We start from the raw sequence: 14,818 nt of genomic DNA, 5'->3' as shown, positions 1-14,818 counted from the left end.
GCTTAGCGCTCGACCACCGGTTCCACCGTGTCGCCCGGATTGAGGAAGCCACCCGCCCGCAGCACGACCCGTTCGCTGCCGTCGAGACCGGAGGTGACGGCGATACCTTCGCCTGTCACGATTCCGGTCGTCACACCCCGGCGACGAACCTTGTTCTCCTTGTCGACGATATAGACGTAGCTGCCATCATCGTCCGACAGGATCGCGCTCTCGGGCAGGCGCGGGGCTACCACGGTTCCGCTGCTGATCGTCGCGCTGGCGAACCCGCCGGGCTTGAGCGCGGGATCGTAGGACAGCGCAACACGCGCGATGCCTTGGCGGGTCTGGGGGTCGATGGTCGGCTCGATCTGCCAGATCTGCCCGGTAAAGGTTTGGGTGCCGCCGACGGGCGTGACCTGAGCCTCCACCCCGGGGGATAGCTTCGCCAGATCGCTCTCGCCGACCTGGGCCAGCAATTCCAGCTCCCCGCCTTGCGCGATCGTAATCAGCGGTTGGCCACCGGGACTGACGGTCTGGCCCGGCTCGACATTGCGTTCGAGCACCAGCCCCGAGGCGGGCGCATAGATGTTGAGCCGCGCATTGCGTGCCTGCAACTCGCCCAGCTGCGCCTGCGCCACCTTCACCCGCGCCACGGCGGCATCGCGCGTGGCGGTGAGACGATCGACATCGGCCTTGGAAATGAAGCCGCGATCGACAAGCTGGAGCGCGCGATCGAGATTGTTCTGCGCCAGTTGCGCATCGGCCCGCGCGACCTCGATCTGGGCCGCCGCGCTGCGCGCCTGCTGATCCTGAACCGAGCGGTCGATCGAAACCAGCACCTGTCCCTGACGCACCCAGTCACCCTGTTCGACGTTGACCGATACCACTCGGCCACCCTCGCCCACCACGCCCACGGGCAGGGTGCGCCGAGCGGCGAGCGTACCGGTGGCACTGATCGTGCCGGCGATGGTCGACCGACCCGGCGCGGTAACGGTCACCCGCTGGGCGCTCTGCGCACCTTCCGCATCTTCCGCGGCCCCATCGCCGGAATGATACCAGAAGTAGGCCAGCGCCAGCAGCGCCACGACCACCACGACGGCGGCGATCGTGCGCCAGCGCCGGTCTTTCGCCACCGGTTCGAATTCGCCGTTCTGTGCGCCGGGGGGCAAATCGTCTGCGTGGGGTGATGTGCCCGGATCGCCTGGCGATTGATAGTTCATGCTCGATGCAGCCTCTTCAATTGGAGCTGTATTAGGAGCATAGATCACTTCGCGCAAGCCGAAGCGTTTTCGCTCGTTCCTCAGCGCCTTATCCGGCTGTCCGGATGGAGGCAACGAAAGGCAGGCTGCCCTGCCTTAGGAACGCACCAAAAAAGGGGCCGCCCGATGGGCAGCCCCTTTCTCTTTTTCCGGTAAGTTTGCGAGCGGTTAGCGCACGCGCCCGCGCTGGACCAGATTCACGATCGCGAGCAGAATGACCGCGCCGATGAAGGCCGTGATGAGATAGCCGATCCAGCCGGTTCCGAACCACGTCGCACCGATCGCGCTGGCGATCAGGCCGCCGATGATACCGACGATGATATTCCACAGAATACCCATCGACGCATCGCGGTTCATGACCATGCTGGCCAGCCAACCTGCGATACCGCCGACAATAATAGTGATAATCCAGCCCATTTCCCAATCCTCCTGTTCGGTGGGGAGTATGGGACGGGAAACGTGCGAATGTGTAAGCGGGTTCCCCGAAACATTAGCGCCAAGTTAGTCGGCGCCCAAGAACGCGGGTCCGCGCCGCAAATAGCGGTGGGACCCGGCCCATCCTCAATATTTAAGCTGGCGCTCGTAGAGTTCGCGATAATGCTGAATACGGGTGACGCGCAGGCCCTGCATCCCGGACCTATCGACCGCACGCTGCCAGGAAGCGAACTCCTCCAGCGTCAGGCCGTAGCGCTCCAGCACCTCGTCGATGGTGAGAAGCCCGCCGTTCACGGCTGCGACCACCTCGGCCTTGCGGCGTACCACCCACCTCTTCGTGTTCTGCTTCGGCAGATCGTTCAGCGTAAGAGGTTCGCCAAGCGGCCCGATAACCTGTTCGGGACGGATTTTCTGGTTTTCAATCATGACATCTCTCGGTCGGGAACGGTTCGCCCTCTCGGCGATGAAGAGGGTATGCTACCGTGGAATTTGCGGCGCTCTAAAGCATTATGGTTAATGCTCCTTTCCACCTGGTCGAACAATTGTCGCGCAGCCTGCGGATCGAAGCTCGATCGGGCATGGCGAGCCGCATTGAGATTTGCGCGCAGTTCCCGTCGTGCGTCCAGCCGGGCGACGAGCTCAACCCAGTCGAACGCACGCAGCGGCAACTCCGTATCGTGCGGGACGGGGATCGCTGTCTCGAACATGGCGCCAGCGTAGCGGCGCGTGGTCAAGATCGGGTAAACGCGATCGCTGCCAAATGCCGACCCTTTGCGCAGACGGCGTGAATTGGTATCGGGGCGACCTCGCCATGATGAAAGCCGACCCCCTCGATGCCGCGGCCGACGCGGCCGCGCTGTTCGACCTGCCGCGCCCGGCCGGCGAATGCCGCATCGTCGTGGCCATGTCGGGCGGGGTGGATTCCTCGGTCGTCGCGGCGCTGGCCGCGCGTACCGGAGCGGAGGTGATCGGCATCACGCTCCAGCTCTACGACTACGGCGCGGCCACGGGCCGCAAGGGTGCGTGCTGCGCGGGCGACGATATCCGCGACGCTCAGGCGGTGGCCGACCGGCTCGGTATCGCGCATTACGTGTTCGACCACGAAAGCGCCTTTCGCGAAGAGGTGGTCGACAGTTTCGCCGACGATTACCTTTCCGGCCGCACGCCGGTGCCCTGCATCCGCTGCAATATGGGGCCCAAGTTCACCGATCTGCTGCGCATGGCGCGCGAGCTGGGGGCCGACTGCCTTGCCACCGGGCATTATGTGCGCCGGGTGGAAGGCGCGGCGGGGCCAGAGCTGCACCGCGCGGCGGACCCTGCGCGCGACCAGTCCTATTTCCTCTTCGCGACGACCGAGGAACAGCTCGCCTTCCTGCGCTTCCCGCTCGGCGGACTGCCCAAGGCCGAAGTCCGCGACCTTGCCGAGAACGCCGGGCTGCGCAATGCGGCCAAGCCGGACAGCCAGGACATCTGCTTCGTGCCCGATGGCGATTATGCGAAGCTGGTGAAGAAGCTGCGGCCCGAAGGCGCGCGACCCGGGACGATCGTCCATGCGGAAAGCGGCGAACGGCTGGGCGAGCATGCGGGTGTGATCCACTTCACCGTCGGCCAGCGCCGCGGGCTGGAGATCGGGGGTCAGCCCGAGCCGCTCTACGTCGTCGGCCTCGATGCCGATGCGGCGGAAGTGCGCGTTGGCCCCAAGCGCCTGCTGGGGGTGGTCGCCGCGCGGCTATCCGGCACCAACCGCATCGGTCCGCTGCCGGATGCGCCGCTGACGGCCAAGGTCCGCTCGCTGGCGAAGCCGGTGCCGGTCGCGCTGGAGGGTTCGCTCGGCGATCGCGCGGCTGCGACGATCCGTTTCGAGAACGCCGAATTCGGTGTCGCGCCCGGACAGGCGGCGGTAATCTATGCCGGAGAGCGCGTGATCGGCGGCGGCTGGATCGAGGAAACCGAGCGCGCCGCGTGACGGATCAGTGCTTCCACGGGACGAGCACGCAGCCATAGCCGTCTCGCAGGCGCGCCGTATCGCTGGCGACCAAGGGGAAGGTCGCGGTGACGCTCTTCTCCGTATCGTCGTCCGACAAGAAGACCAGTTCCATCCCGGCGAGCTTGTCCTTCTTGCAGTCCGCCAGCGTGCGCCCTTCGACGTAGCGGCAGGAGCAGGCGACTCGCGCGCCATAGGCGGTGCCCGCGCGCCCATAGCCACGCAGCGTCTCGCCCCAAAAGGCGTAGGCGACCGCCGCGAGCAGCAGGACGACCAGCAGCACCCACAACCACCGTCCACCGCGGCTGGTGGAGCGGGCTTTCCGCCGCGTGGTCTTCCGTTTTCCCGTTGCCAAGCGCGGCTCCTGTTGCGAGATGCGCGGGCCTGATATGCCCCGCTTTCGCCCCGCCCTTATCGTGCCGCTGGCCCTTGCAGCAAGTGCCGCAGCGAGCCTTGCCGCGTGCAGCTCCCAACCCGACGCGCCGCCGCCGCTCGACAGCAAGGCGCTGGGGGCGGTGACCAAGGATGCGGGCGCGCCAACGGAGGATCTGGCGCGCGCGGTCGACACCCTGTTCACCGATCCGGAGCTGGGCGAAACCCGCGCGGTGCTGGTGATGCAGGGCGGCAAGATCGCGGCCGAGCGCTATGCGCCGGGCTACGACAAGGACACGCGGATGATCAGCTGGTCGATGGCCAAGACCGTGACCGGCGTGATGATCGGCATGCTGGTCGCCGACGGGCAATTGCGGCTCGACCAGTCGCCGCCGATCCCGCGCTGGCAGCGCCCCGGCGATCCGCGCGGCGAGATTACGCTGCGCCAGCTGCTGCAGATGCGATCGGGCCTGCGTCATACCGAAGCCGGGCCGGTGCCCTACGAATCGTCCGAAGTGCGGATGCTGTTTCTCGACGGGCGCGACAACATGGCCGCCTATGCCGAATCGCAGCCGCTGGAGGCGGAGCCGGGCGCGAAGTTCGAATATTCGAGCAACACCACGGTGATCCTCGCCGACATCGCCGCGCGGGTTCTGACCGGTAACAGTGACGACCCGGAGACCCGGAGACAGGCGGTCGCCGGGTTCCTGCGCGACCGGCTGTTCGGCCCGCTCGGCATGACGTCCATGGTGCCGGAGTTCGACGCGCACGGCACACTGATCGGGGGCAGCCTGATCCACGGCACCGCCCGCGACTGGGCGACTTTCGGCGAATTCCTGCGCCATGGCGGGTCGTGGAAGGGCGCGCAGCTGGTGCCGCGGCAGTGGGTTACCTTCATGACCAGCCCAAGCCCGCGCGAGAAGAACTACGGCGCGCAAACCTGGCTCAACACCACTGCCTCGCAGGAGGACGATCCCCTGCACCCCATCTCCCAGCCGAGCGGCATCTTCGCAGCGATCGGGCATATGGGGCAGTACATCATCGTCTCGCCCAAGCAGCGGCTGACCGTGGTCCGGCTGGGCCATTCGGACGAGGCCGAACGGCGCGTGTTGCTGAACCGGATTAACGACGTCGTGGACCTCTATCCCGCTCGCTAGGCGGGCAGATGGAAACGCCCCTCGACCACCGTCACGCACGGGCCGCCGAGCCATACCCGGTCGCCGTCGAGCCGACAGGCGAGATCGCCACCGCGCGCCGAGGCCTGATGCGCGGTGAAGCTGTCGCGCCCGAGCTGTCCCGCCCAGTAGGGCGTCAGCGCGGCGTGGGCGGAACCAGTTACACTGTCCTCGTCCACTCCGCCGCCCGGCACGAACACGCGGCTGACGACATCGGTCTTGTCTCCGGGCGCGGTGCAGATGAACTGGTCGTCGCCCAGCGCCAACAGCGCGCGCATGTCGGGATCGAGCGAACGGATCGCCGCCTCGTCGGCGTATCGCAGGATCGTGTAACCATCGGCATTGCGCTCGATATGTTCGGGTTCCGCGCCCAGCGCCGCGACCGCTTCGGGCCAGGTGTGCGGGCCGGTGCGAATCGCGGGGAGCGCCAGCTCGTGACCCTCTTGCGTCCGCCGCACCTCCAGCACTCCGGCCTTGCGCGTGCGGAAAGTTACGCGCTCGCCACCGCCGAACCCGTTCGCGGGGTCGAGCAGCACGAAGCCGCTGGCCAGCGTGGCGTGGCCGCACAGCCGGATCTCGCAGGTCGGCGTGAACCAGCGCAGTTCCCAGTCCGCCGCGCCGGTCGCGTCGCGCACCACGAAGGCGGTCTCGGCGAAATTGTTCTCCTCGCCGATGGACTGCAGGACATCGTCGGGCAACCAGGCGTCGAGCACCATCACCGCCGCCTGGTTCCCGGCGAAGGGCCGCGCGGCAAAGGCATCGACATGCCAGTAGGGGATGGTGGTGGCGGTATCGCTCACGGGCGCTTCTCCAGCTTTGCGAATTCGTTTTCCTCGGCGAGCGGATTGTCCGGCTCGTCCACATGACCGCGCGGATCGATGTGGATCAGCAATTCGGTATCGGGGAAGCGGCGGCACAGATCTTCCTCGACTTTCTCGAGAATGTCGTGCGCCTCGCCCACGGTCATGCGTGCGGGCATGTCGACGTGGAACTGCACGAAATCGCGATTGCCCGCCGTGCGGGTGCGAAGATCGTGCAGATTGCTCAGCTCGTGGTGCTCGGCGGCGGCCTCGACGAAGCGCTGGCGCTTCGCCTCGTCCCACTCGCGGTCCATCAGGTGATCGATCGCCTCGGTGCCCGATCGGTATGCGCCCCAGATCAGCCACGCGGCGATGGCGAGGCCGAACAGCGGGTCCGCGCCCGACAGACCCGCATACTGGTCCAGCGCCAGCGCCGCGATCACCGCGAGGTTGAGCAACAGGTCCGACTGGTAGTGGACGAAGTCCGTCCGGATGGCGACCGAGCGGGTGCGCGCGATCACGAAACGCTGCCAGGCGAGCAGCCCGAGCGTGGCAAGGATCGCGAACAGGGAAACATATATGCCGTCGGTCGCGGCGGTTACGCGCGCGCCAGAGACCAGATCGTCGATCGAGCGGAAGGCGATGGCGGCGGCGGAGATCGCGATCAGCAGAACCTGAATCATCGCGGCGACCGCTTCCGCCTTGCCGTGCCCGAACCGGTGGTCCCGATCGGCGGGCTGGGCCGCGATCCATACGCCGACCAGCGTGACCATGCTGGCCAGCAAGTCGAGCGAGGAATCGGCGAGGCTGCCCATCATCGCCGCCGAGCCGGTGCGCACCGTCGCCCATGTCTTGAGCGAGATGAGCACCGCCGCGACCCCGATCGAGGCAAACGCCGCGCTGCGAGCCAAGGTCGCCCTTTCGCTCATGGATACAGCAGCGTATTCGTCCAGCCGCCGGTGCCGCGATCGCGCGTGAACAGCCGCCGGTCGTGCAACCGGTTGGGCCGATCGAGCCAGAATTCGATCCGTTCGGGCGTCAGCGTGAAGCCTGTCCAGTGCGGCGGGCGCGGGACCTCGTCCGCGCCCTCGTATTCATCCTCCAGCGCTGCGACGCGATCGAGATAGACCTGCCTGTCGGGCAGCGGGCGCGACTGGTCGGACGCCGCCGAGCCGATCTGCGACACCCGGGCGCGCGAGTGGAAGTAATCGTCCGCCTCGCTGCTGCTCACCTCGGCAAGCGGGCCCTCGATCCGGATCTGGCGACGCAGGCTCTTCCAATGGAACAGCAACGCGGCCTGCATGTTGGCGCGGATTTCCTCGCCCTTGCGGCTTTGCGCGTTGGTGTAGAAGGTGAAGCCATCGCTCCCATGCCCCTTCAGCAACACCATCCGCACCGAGGGCGCGCCCTCCGGCGTCGCCGTCGCGAGGGCCATCGCATTGGAATCGTTCGGCTCGCTCTCTCGCGCTTGCGCAAACCAGGTGTCGAACAATGCGAACGGATCGCTTTCGGGGATGGCGCTGCGCTCGGCTTCCATGAACGAACTCCTACAGGATGGAACACATGGAACAGTGTCCAGGGGCGGAAAAACGGACGCTCCGCGGGAGTTCCTGCGAAAGGTGGCAGGTTGTGCGGGAGCGCTTTGCATGGCGGCGGCCTTACCCCCTCGCGCGATCGTAGGAAAGACAGGGTTCTTGCGCCAAATCGGTGCTATGCCTAGCTAACACGCCATGGCCGATCCCTACGCAACCCTTGGCGTCGCACGCTCCGCCTCCGAGAAGGAGATCAAGAGCGCCTACCGGACCCTTGCGAAGGAGCTGCATCCCGACCGCAACAAGGACAATCCCAAGGCGGCCGAGCGGTTCAGCCAGGTAACCAATGCGTACGACCTGCTGTCCGACAAGGACAAGCGCGCGCAATTCGATCGCGGCGAGATCGATGGCGAGGGCAATCCGACCAATCCCTTCGCCGGAATGGGTGGCGGTGCAGGCGGCTTCCGCCGTGGCGGCGGCGGCGACCCGCGCGGGTTCAACGCGCAGGATTTCCAGGGGTTCGGTGGCGAGGAAGTCGATCTGGGCGATATCTTCTCCGACCTGTTCGGGCGAAGCGCGGGCGGCCGCAGTCAGGCGGGCGGCGGCTTTCGACGGCCGCCACCGCCACCCCCGCGCAAGGGGGCCGATATCGGCTACCGCCTGCGCGTTCCCTTCGTCGATGCCGCCGCGCGCAAGGACCAGCGGATCACGCTGGCCGACGGCAAGACGATCGACCTGAAACTGCCCGCCGGGGTCGAGGACGGCACGCAGATGCGGCTGAAGGGGAAAGGCGAACAGGGGCCGGGCGGTGCGGGCGACGGCATCGTGACCATCGCCATCGATCCCCATTCCTTCTTCCGCCGCGAAGGCGACAATGTCCGGCTCGACCTGCCGATAACACTGGGCGAAGCGGTACACGGGGCCAAGGTGCGCGTACCCACCGTCGATGGACCGGTGATGCTGACGATCAAGCCGGGCATGTCGGGCGGCACGACCATGCGGCTTACCGGCAAGGGCTTTTCGAAGAAGAGCGGCGGGCGCGGCGATCAGCTGGTGACGCTGGAAATCGCGCTGCCGCAGGACCCGTCGGAACTGGCCAAACGGCTCGAAGGTTGGCAGGACGATACCGATCCGCGCGCCGGACTGGGGGTCTGACGACTTCTACCGCACGGGCGCCAAGCCGTTGGGGACCCTGCGTAGCGTGTCGAACTCCTTGCCGAGTCCCGAAAAGCGGCGCTTGCGCTCCCTCACCCCGGAGGATCGGCGCCGCGAGGCGAAGACTCTGCGCGGCGAGATCGTGGAGCGCGTCGGGCCCGGCACCCGCTTCTTCAAGGTCCTGAAGCGCGTCGCCATCGGCACGTTCAACGACGGTTTCATCTACGCCGGCAATCTCGCCTATCTGGCGATGCTGACGATCTTCCCCTTCTTTATCACCGCCGCCGCCCTGTTCTCCCTGGTCGGGGAGGAAAGCGAGCGCGCGGCAACGATCAACGCCCTCCTGCTCGCCATGCCGCCGATGGTCGCCGACGTGATCGAGCCGGTGGCGCGCGACGTCGTTTCCGCACGATCCGGCTGGGTGTTGTGGGTCGGCGGGCTGGTGGGTTTCTGGACCGTGGGGAGCCTCGTCGAAACGATCCGCGACATGCTGCGCCGGGCCTACGGAACGGAGCCGACGCTGGCGTTCTGGCGCTACCGCCTGCTGTCCGCCGGCGTGGTGCTGGGCGCGGTCGTGCTGCTCATGCTCTCGCTCATCGCGCAGGTCGTCATCGGCGCGGTGCAGCAGGTAGTCGACGCATTCTTCCCCCTGCTGACCGATCTGTTGCGCAATCTCTCGCTCGCCCGGTTCGTCCCGGGCCTCGGCCTGTTCGGTTCGATCTACCTGCTGTTCTATTCGCTGACCCCGGCCACCTACCGATCGCGCCGCTATCCCAAATGGCCCGGTGCGCTGGCGGTGACGCTGTGGTGGATCGCGGTCACTGTTGCGCTGCCGCCGGTGCTGCGCAGCTTCTTCAGCTATGACCTCACATACGGCTCGCTCGCCGGGCTGATGGTGGCGCTTTTCTTTTTCTGGCTGGTGGGGCTAGGGATGGTCGTGGGCGTCGAACTGAATGCCGCGCTGGCGGAAACGCCGGAAGAAGCCGACCTGATCGGGCAGGCCGACGATCGCCGGCGCAAGGATGCGGACAGCGACGCCGCGGCGACTGAAGAGGAATTGGAATGACGGGTTTGATGGCAGGCAAGCGCGGTCTCATCATGGGGCTGGCGAACGACAAATCGCTCGCCTGGGGTATCGCGCAGAAGCTGAGCGAACAGGGTGCCGAGCTGGCGTTCTCCTATCAGGGCGAGGCGCTGAAGAAGCGGGTCGTGCCGCTGGCCGAACAGCTCGGCAGCGACTTCACCTTCGAATGCGACGTGTCGGACATGGACGCGCTGGATCGCGCCTTCGACACGCTGAAAGAGCGCTGGGACACGCTCGATTTCGTCGTCCATGCGATCGGCTTTTCCGACAAGAGCGAGCTGCGTGGAAAATATGTCGACACGAGCCTCGACAATTTCCTGATGACCATGAACATCTCGGCCTACAGCCTGGTCGCGGTGGCGAAGCGCGCGGCGGAAATGATGCCCGAAAGCGGCGGCAGCATTCTGACGCTGACCTATTACGGCGCGGAGAAGGTCATTCCGCACTACAACGTCATGGGTGTGGCGAAGGCCGCGCTGGAAACGAGCGTGCAATACCTCGCCAACGATCTCGGCCCCGCCAACATCCGGGTGAACGCAATCAGCGCCGGACCGATCAAGACCCTGGCGGCGAGCGGGATCGGCGATTTCCGCTACATCCTCAAGTGGAACGAGCTGAATTCGCCGCTGCGGCGCAACGTCACGATCGAGGATGTGGGCGGGTCGGGCCTGTATTTCCTCTCCGACCTGTCGAGCGGCGTGACCGGCGAGGTCCACCATGTCGATGCGGGCTATCACGTCGTCGGCATGAAGCAGGAAGACGCGCCCGACATCTCGCTCGACAAGGGCTGAACCGGTGCGCGTGCTGGTAACGGGCGCCGCCGGTTTTATCGGCTCGGCCCTGACCGAGCGGCTGGCCGCGCGCGGCGACCGGGTGCTCGGGATCGACAATCTGGTACCCTATTACGACCCGGCGCTGAAGGAAGCGCGGCTGGCCCGGGTAGCACAGGCGGCGGACGACGCCTTCGCCTTCCGCCATTGCGATTTCGCGGACATGGATGCCCTCTCGGCCACCGTGGAAGGCGAGGATTTCGATCGCATCGTCCATCTCGGTGCGCAGCCGGGCGTGCGCTATTCGCTGGAAAATCCCCACGCCTATGTCCGCGCCAACGTGATGGGGCACCTCAACCTCCTCGAGCTCGCCCGCGCGCGCCGGACCGAACACATGGTCTATGCCAGTTCCAGCTCGGTCTATGGCGGCAACGACAAGGTGCCGTTCAGCGTCGATGACCGGGTCGATCACCCCTATTCGCTCTACGCCGCGACCAAGAAGTCGGACGAGCTGATGAGCGAGACCTACGCCCATCTCTATCGCTTACCGCAGACGGGCCTGCGCTTCTTCACCGTCTATGGCCCGTGGGGGCGGCCCGACATGATGCCGTGGATCTTCACGGGCAAGATCCTGAACGGCGAGCCGATCCCGGTGTTCAACCATGGCGAGATGAGCCGCGACTTCACCTATATCGACGATATCGTCACCGGCATCGTCGCCTGCCTCGACGCCCCGCCCAAGGACGATGGCTCCGCAAAACCCGGCGGCAGCGTAGCCCCGCATGCGCTCTACAACATCGGCAATAATCGTCCCGAGCGGCTGATGGACGTCATCGCCATTCTGGAGGAAGCATGCGGCCGCAAGGCGGAGTTGGAAATGCTACCCATGCAACAGGGCGACGTGCCGCGCACCTACGCCGATATCGATGCGTTGGCGCGCGATCACGGCTACGCACCGACTACGCCTGCCGGCGAAGGGTTTCCGCGCTTCGTCGACTGGTATCGCGAGTATCACGGCCTCCATTGAGCGAGGCCAGACAGGATACTAGCCGGGGTCCGACGGAACGGTCGGATCGCCCAGCGAAGGCTCGGTCGCCGGGCGCTGCCCCTCTTCCCCGTCGTCGAACTGCGTCTCCTTGGAGGGGACGACAGGCGGCTGGCGGCGGGCCTGGTTAATCGCCGGCGGCGCGCTCGCATCCACCGCGGAATTGCCGGTCGTCTCGGCATCGCGTTCCCGCTCCAGCCGCTGCATGTATTCACGCTCGATCATCTCGACGCGCTCCTGCTCCGCCGCCGCTTCCTCGTCGATGGTGGAAAGCCGCTCCGCCCGCGCCTCGTCGATCAGGCGGCCGAAGCGGATCGAACTCGAATTGGCCTTCTCGCCATAGGCCCGGTCGATCAATTGCTTGGTGCACCCGGTGATACCGCCGGCGCCCACGGGCGAGCAGGAATCGATGCCGAACGCGCCGACCATCTCCATCGATTCGACGGTGCGCGTCCACGACGTATTTGCCGGGTCGTCGCTATAACGCAGGTCATCCGGAATGCGATAACGCTCGGAATCCGGCTTGCGCGCACAGACCACGATCTCGCCATCGGACGATGGCGGGCATGCGTCCTCGCCGTAGACGATCACCATGTTGACCTTGTCGCCCGGATCATCCTGCGCCGCGGCCGCGGCGGGCAGCATTGCCGTGCCTGCCAGCGGCAGGGCGAGAGCGGTAGCGAAGCGAAGGGCGGAGGCGGTCATCATGTGTCTTCCCGGGTACTGGCGTTCGAATGATCGATTAGGACGCGTGCGGCGTGAACCCATACTGAAGCGGGCGAACGGGGCGAGCGGTTCCCGGCCGTTCCCTCAAATGCGCTCGCTGATGCGGATCGCGGCCTTGCAGCCCAGCCGGATCAGGCCGGACAGGACGGGATAGGCAGGTGCCTGTTCGGCCCCCGCCGCCAGCGCGGTATCGCGATGCGCGCGCTCGTCTTCTCGAAATTCCTCGATCATGCCGGCCAGTTCCGGGTCCTCACCCGTTTCGGCCAGAGCATCGAGCTGGTCGGAATAGTGGCGGTCGATCTCTTCCTCCACCGCCGCAGTGCAGGCCATCGCCGCCTTCGGGCCGATCAGGGCAGTGGCGGCACCCAGCGCATAGCCGGCGACATGCCAGAAGGGCTGGAGCGCGGTCGGGCGCACGCCTCGTCGCGTCATCAGCGCGTCGAACTGAGCGCGGTGCCCCTCTTCCTGCCGCGCCATGGCCGCGATCTCGCCCGATTGAGGCCCGCGATCGCCCATCACCGCTATTTGACCGGCATAGATCCGGGTTGCGCCGAATTCACCCGCCTGATCGACCCGGATCATCCGTTCGATGTGGTTGCGTCGTTCGCTCATATCATTCCCCGCGATTGCCCGCCACGACGCAGCAACAGCCCCAGGATCGCGAGGCCGGCGATGGTCGAGACGATGAAGTTCCATCCTGCCAGGGAAATGCCCAGCAGCGTCCATTGTGCCTGCCCGCAGCTGACCAGGGGAATATCCTGCAAGGTATTGAGGATATCGCCGCCCGCCGCAACGACGCCGGTGCAGGCAGTGTGCCCTTCCCACCAGCCATATTCCACGCCCGCGTGATAGGCCCCGATCGCGCCCGAGACGAGAATCGACACCGCTGCGAGCGCAATCCAGAGCCGCTTGGGCGCGGCCGCGAAGGCCAGCAGGCCGAACGCAACGGCCGCGAAATGGGGATAGCGCTGCCACCAGCACATCTCGCATGGATAGAGCCCGAAGCCGTACTGGCCGAGATACGCGCCGCCCAGCAGCAGCGCGGGAATGCCCAGCGCCAGCATGCGCGCGAGCCGTGTCGAAGGCTGCAGTTCCACCGGTTTCCCGCCTATCACGTCAGACGATCAGCGCTTGGCGGCGGCGATCGCCCCACCGCCGGTGCGACGCAGCGTTTTGACCGCGTAGTCGAGCTGGAAATCCTCGATCCCCTTCGCCTCCAGCTCCTCCGCCGTGGCGGTAAAGCGGGGGTCGGGGGTGGCGTCGTTTTCCAGTTCCTCGTCCTTGATCGCCACTTCGTTGATCAAGTGATGGCGCAGATCCGATTCGCGCAGGGCGTATTTCTGGCGCTTCTGATAATCGGGGTCCGACAATTGTGGCACGCGGATGTCGGGCTTGATCCCGCCTTCCTGCACCGAATGGCCCGACGGCGTGTAGTAACGCGCGGTGGTCAGCTTCAGCGCGGCATCCTTGCCCAGCGGGATCAGCGACTGCACGCTCCCCTTGCCGAAACTGCGCTCGCCCATGATCACAGCGCGATGGTGATCCTGCAGGGCACCGGCGACGATCTCCGATGCCGAGGCCGAACCGGAATTGATCAGCACGATCATCGGCACGCCTCCCGCGATTTCGCCCCGGAACACGCTTTCCGCGTCGTATTCGATGCTCTCGCTCTGCGCCCGGCCGCGCTGCGACACGATCTGCCCCTGGTCGAGGAACAGGTCGGACAGGATCACCGCCTCGTCCAGGGCCCCGCCGGGGTTGGACCGCAGGTCGAGGATCAGGCCGTTCAGCTTGCCCCCCGCCTGCTTGCGCAGCTTGTCGTATTCGGTGAACACATCCCGCCCGACATCGCGCGAGAACTCGTTGACGGAAATTACGCCAATTCCACCATCCTGCAGCTCCGAGGTGACCGGCTCCAGCTCGATCACGCCGCGCGTCACGGTCGTTTCGATCGGCTCTTCCGCCCCGGGGCGGAAGATCGTCAACCGGATCGACGTTCCCGCCTTGCCGCGCATGCGCTGCACCGCTTCGTCCAGCGACCCGCCGTAGATCAGGTCGCCGTCGAGATGGGTGATGTAGTCGCCCGCCTTCACCCCGGCAGCCTCGGCCGGGCTACCCTTGAACGGGCTGACCACCTTGACCGCATCGTCTTCCATCACGACCGACAGGCCAAGCCCCGAATAATTGCCGTCGATCATGGTCTCGAGCCGCTGGAGATCGGACCCGTCGAGATAGGCCGAATGCGGATCGAGGCTGGCCAGCATGCCGTCGATCGCGCCGCGGATCAGTTTCTCGTCGTCGACCTTGTCGACATAGCTCGCCTTGATCCGCTGGTAGGTCTGGAACAGCCGGGCGAATTCGGGACCCGCGCTCGCATCGACCTGGGCATAGCCCACGGTCGTCGCCGGGATCAGCGCGACAGCGGTGACCAGGGCGGCGGAACGGGCGACAGCGGCGAATTTCATGTGCACGGCGGCTCCAACTGGAATGGCGCGGGTATGT

Annotated in this window: 18 protein-coding genes; 6 read left to right on the top strand and 12 right to left on the bottom strand. The window is 66.2% G+C overall.

Annotated features, from left to right (window positions below):
• Window positions 1-2 precede the first annotated feature (2 nt).
• From F7D01_RS06885 to F7D01_RS06870, 4 genes are all read right to left on the bottom strand, one after another.
• Window positions 3-1,199 carry an efflux RND transporter periplasmic adaptor subunit gene (locus F7D01_RS06885; protein WP_215229443.1) on the bottom strand — a complete coding sequence of 399 codons (1,197 nt, stop codon included), beginning with the start codon at window positions 1,197-1,199 and terminating at the stop codon, window positions 3-5.
• Between the two features lie 207 nt (window positions 1,200-1,406).
• Entirely contained in the window at window positions 1,407-1,655 is a 249-nt protein-coding gene (locus F7D01_RS06880; RefSeq protein WP_215229442.1) for a GlsB/YeaQ/YmgE family stress response membrane protein, read from the bottom strand.
• Window positions 1,656-1,799: 144 nt separating this feature from the next.
• On the bottom strand, window positions 1,800-2,099 hold the full coding sequence (locus tag F7D01_RS06875) for a DUF1153 domain-containing protein (RefSeq protein WP_215229441.1): 300 nt from the start codon (window positions 2,097-2,099) through the stop codon (window positions 1,800-1,802).
• On the bottom strand, window positions 2,096-2,407 hold the full coding sequence (locus tag F7D01_RS06870; RefSeq protein WP_215229440.1) for a hypothetical protein: 312 nt from the start codon (window positions 2,405-2,407) through the stop codon (window positions 2,096-2,098). Before F7D01_RS06870 ends, F7D01_RS06875 begins: the two co-directional genes overlap by 4 nt.
• Before the next feature lie 80 nt (window positions 2,408-2,487).
• Between F7D01_RS06870 and mnmA the strand changes: the two genes are divergently transcribed.
• Complete coding sequence (mnmA, locus tag F7D01_RS06865; protein WP_215229710.1) at window positions 2,488-3,639, top strand: tRNA 2-thiouridine(34) synthase MnmA; 1,152 nt, start codon at window positions 2,488-2,490, stop codon at window positions 3,637-3,639.
• A 4-nt stretch (window positions 3,640-3,643) separates the two neighbouring features.
• Here mnmA and F7D01_RS06860 read toward each other — a convergent pair whose 3' ends face one another.
• Entirely contained in the window at window positions 3,644-4,012 is a 369-nt protein-coding gene (locus F7D01_RS06860) for a hypothetical protein (RefSeq protein WP_251567144.1), read from the bottom strand.
• A gap of 34 nt (window positions 4,013-4,046) precedes the next feature.
• Here F7D01_RS06860 and F7D01_RS06855 point away from each other — a divergent pair, with 34 nt between their 5' ends.
• Complete coding sequence (locus F7D01_RS06855; RefSeq protein WP_215229439.1) at window positions 4,047-5,186, top strand: serine hydrolase; 1,140 nt, start codon at window positions 4,047-4,049, stop codon at window positions 5,184-5,186.
• On the opposite strand, the gene F7D01_RS06850 is transcribed toward F7D01_RS06855, so the two are convergent.
• From F7D01_RS06850 to pdxH, 3 genes are read right to left on the bottom strand one after another with little or no spacing between them, the layout of a single operon-like run.
• Window positions 5,183-6,004, bottom strand: coding sequence for a PhzF family phenazine biosynthesis protein (locus tag F7D01_RS06850; RefSeq protein ID WP_215229438.1), 822 nt, complete (start codon window positions 6,002-6,004; stop codon window positions 5,183-5,185). The two genes, F7D01_RS06855 and F7D01_RS06850, sit on opposite strands and share 4 nt — an antisense overlap.
• Window positions 6,001-6,933, bottom strand: a complete 933-nt coding sequence (locus F7D01_RS06845) for a cation diffusion facilitator family transporter (RefSeq protein WP_215229437.1) — start codon at window positions 6,931-6,933, stop codon at window positions 6,001-6,003. Before F7D01_RS06845 ends, F7D01_RS06850 begins: the two co-directional genes overlap by 4 nt.
• On the bottom strand, window positions 6,930-7,541 hold the full coding sequence (pdxH, locus tag F7D01_RS06840) for a pyridoxamine 5'-phosphate oxidase (protein WP_215229436.1): 612 nt from the start codon (window positions 7,539-7,541) through the stop codon (window positions 6,930-6,932). The genes F7D01_RS06845 and pdxH overlap by 4 nt, the downstream gene beginning before the upstream one ends.
• Before the next feature lie 193 nt (window positions 7,542-7,734).
• Between pdxH and F7D01_RS06835 the strand changes: the two genes are divergently transcribed.
• The 4 genes from F7D01_RS06835 to F7D01_RS06820 all read left to right on the top strand — a co-directional run bounded on the left by F7D01_RS06835 (window position 7,735) and on the right by F7D01_RS06820 (window position 11,572).
• On the top strand, window positions 7,735-8,691 hold the full coding sequence (locus tag F7D01_RS06835; protein ID WP_215229435.1) for a DnaJ C-terminal domain-containing protein: 957 nt from the start codon (window positions 7,735-7,737) through the stop codon (window positions 8,689-8,691).
• Window positions 8,692-8,773: 82 nt separating this feature from the next.
• Window positions 8,774-9,757, top strand: a complete 984-nt coding sequence (locus F7D01_RS06830; RefSeq protein WP_215229434.1) for a YihY/virulence factor BrkB family protein — start codon at window positions 8,774-8,776, stop codon at window positions 9,755-9,757.
• Window positions 9,754-10,566, top strand: coding sequence for an enoyl-ACP reductase FabI (gene fabI / locus F7D01_RS06825; protein ID WP_215229433.1), 813 nt, complete (start codon window positions 9,754-9,756; stop codon window positions 10,564-10,566). Before F7D01_RS06830 ends, fabI begins: the two co-directional genes overlap by 4 nt.
• A gap of 4 nt (window positions 10,567-10,570) precedes the next feature.
• A complete protein-coding gene (locus F7D01_RS06820) occupies window positions 10,571-11,572 on the top strand; it encodes an NAD-dependent epimerase/dehydratase family protein (RefSeq protein ID WP_215229432.1) in 1,002 nt (333 codons plus the stop codon).
• 18 nt (window positions 11,573-11,590) lie between these two features.
• On the opposite strand, the gene F7D01_RS06815 is transcribed toward F7D01_RS06820, so the two are convergent.
• The 4 genes from F7D01_RS06815 to F7D01_RS06800 all read right to left on the bottom strand — a co-directional run bounded on the left by F7D01_RS06815 (window position 11,591) and on the right by F7D01_RS06800 (window position 14,781).
• Entirely contained in the window at window positions 11,591-12,298 is a 708-nt protein-coding gene (locus F7D01_RS06815) for a hypothetical protein (protein WP_215229431.1), read from the bottom strand.
• A 102-nt stretch (window positions 12,299-12,400) separates the two neighbouring features.
• Window positions 12,401-12,928, bottom strand: a complete 528-nt coding sequence (locus F7D01_RS06810) for a demethoxyubiquinone hydroxylase family protein (protein WP_215229430.1) — start codon at window positions 12,926-12,928, stop codon at window positions 12,401-12,403.
• Window positions 12,925-13,380 carry a disulfide bond formation protein B gene (locus F7D01_RS06805; RefSeq protein ID WP_215229708.1) on the bottom strand — a complete coding sequence of 152 codons (456 nt, stop codon included), beginning with the start codon at window positions 13,378-13,380 and terminating at the stop codon, window positions 12,925-12,927. The genes F7D01_RS06810 and F7D01_RS06805 overlap by 4 nt, the downstream gene beginning before the upstream one ends.
• A gap of 60 nt (window positions 13,381-13,440) precedes the next feature.
• A complete protein-coding gene (locus F7D01_RS06800; protein ID WP_215229429.1) occupies window positions 13,441-14,781 on the bottom strand; it encodes a S41 family peptidase in 1,341 nt (446 codons plus the stop codon).
• Window positions 14,782-14,818: the final 37 nt, after the last annotated feature.

It is taken from the genome of Erythrobacter sp. 3-20A1M (assembly GCF_018636735.1).
Lineage (GTDB): Bacteria > Pseudomonadota > Alphaproteobacteria > Sphingomonadales > Sphingomonadaceae > Alteriqipengyuania.
Note: the sequence above shows the minus strand (reverse complement) of the source record. Positions and strands in the feature narration are given on the sequence as shown.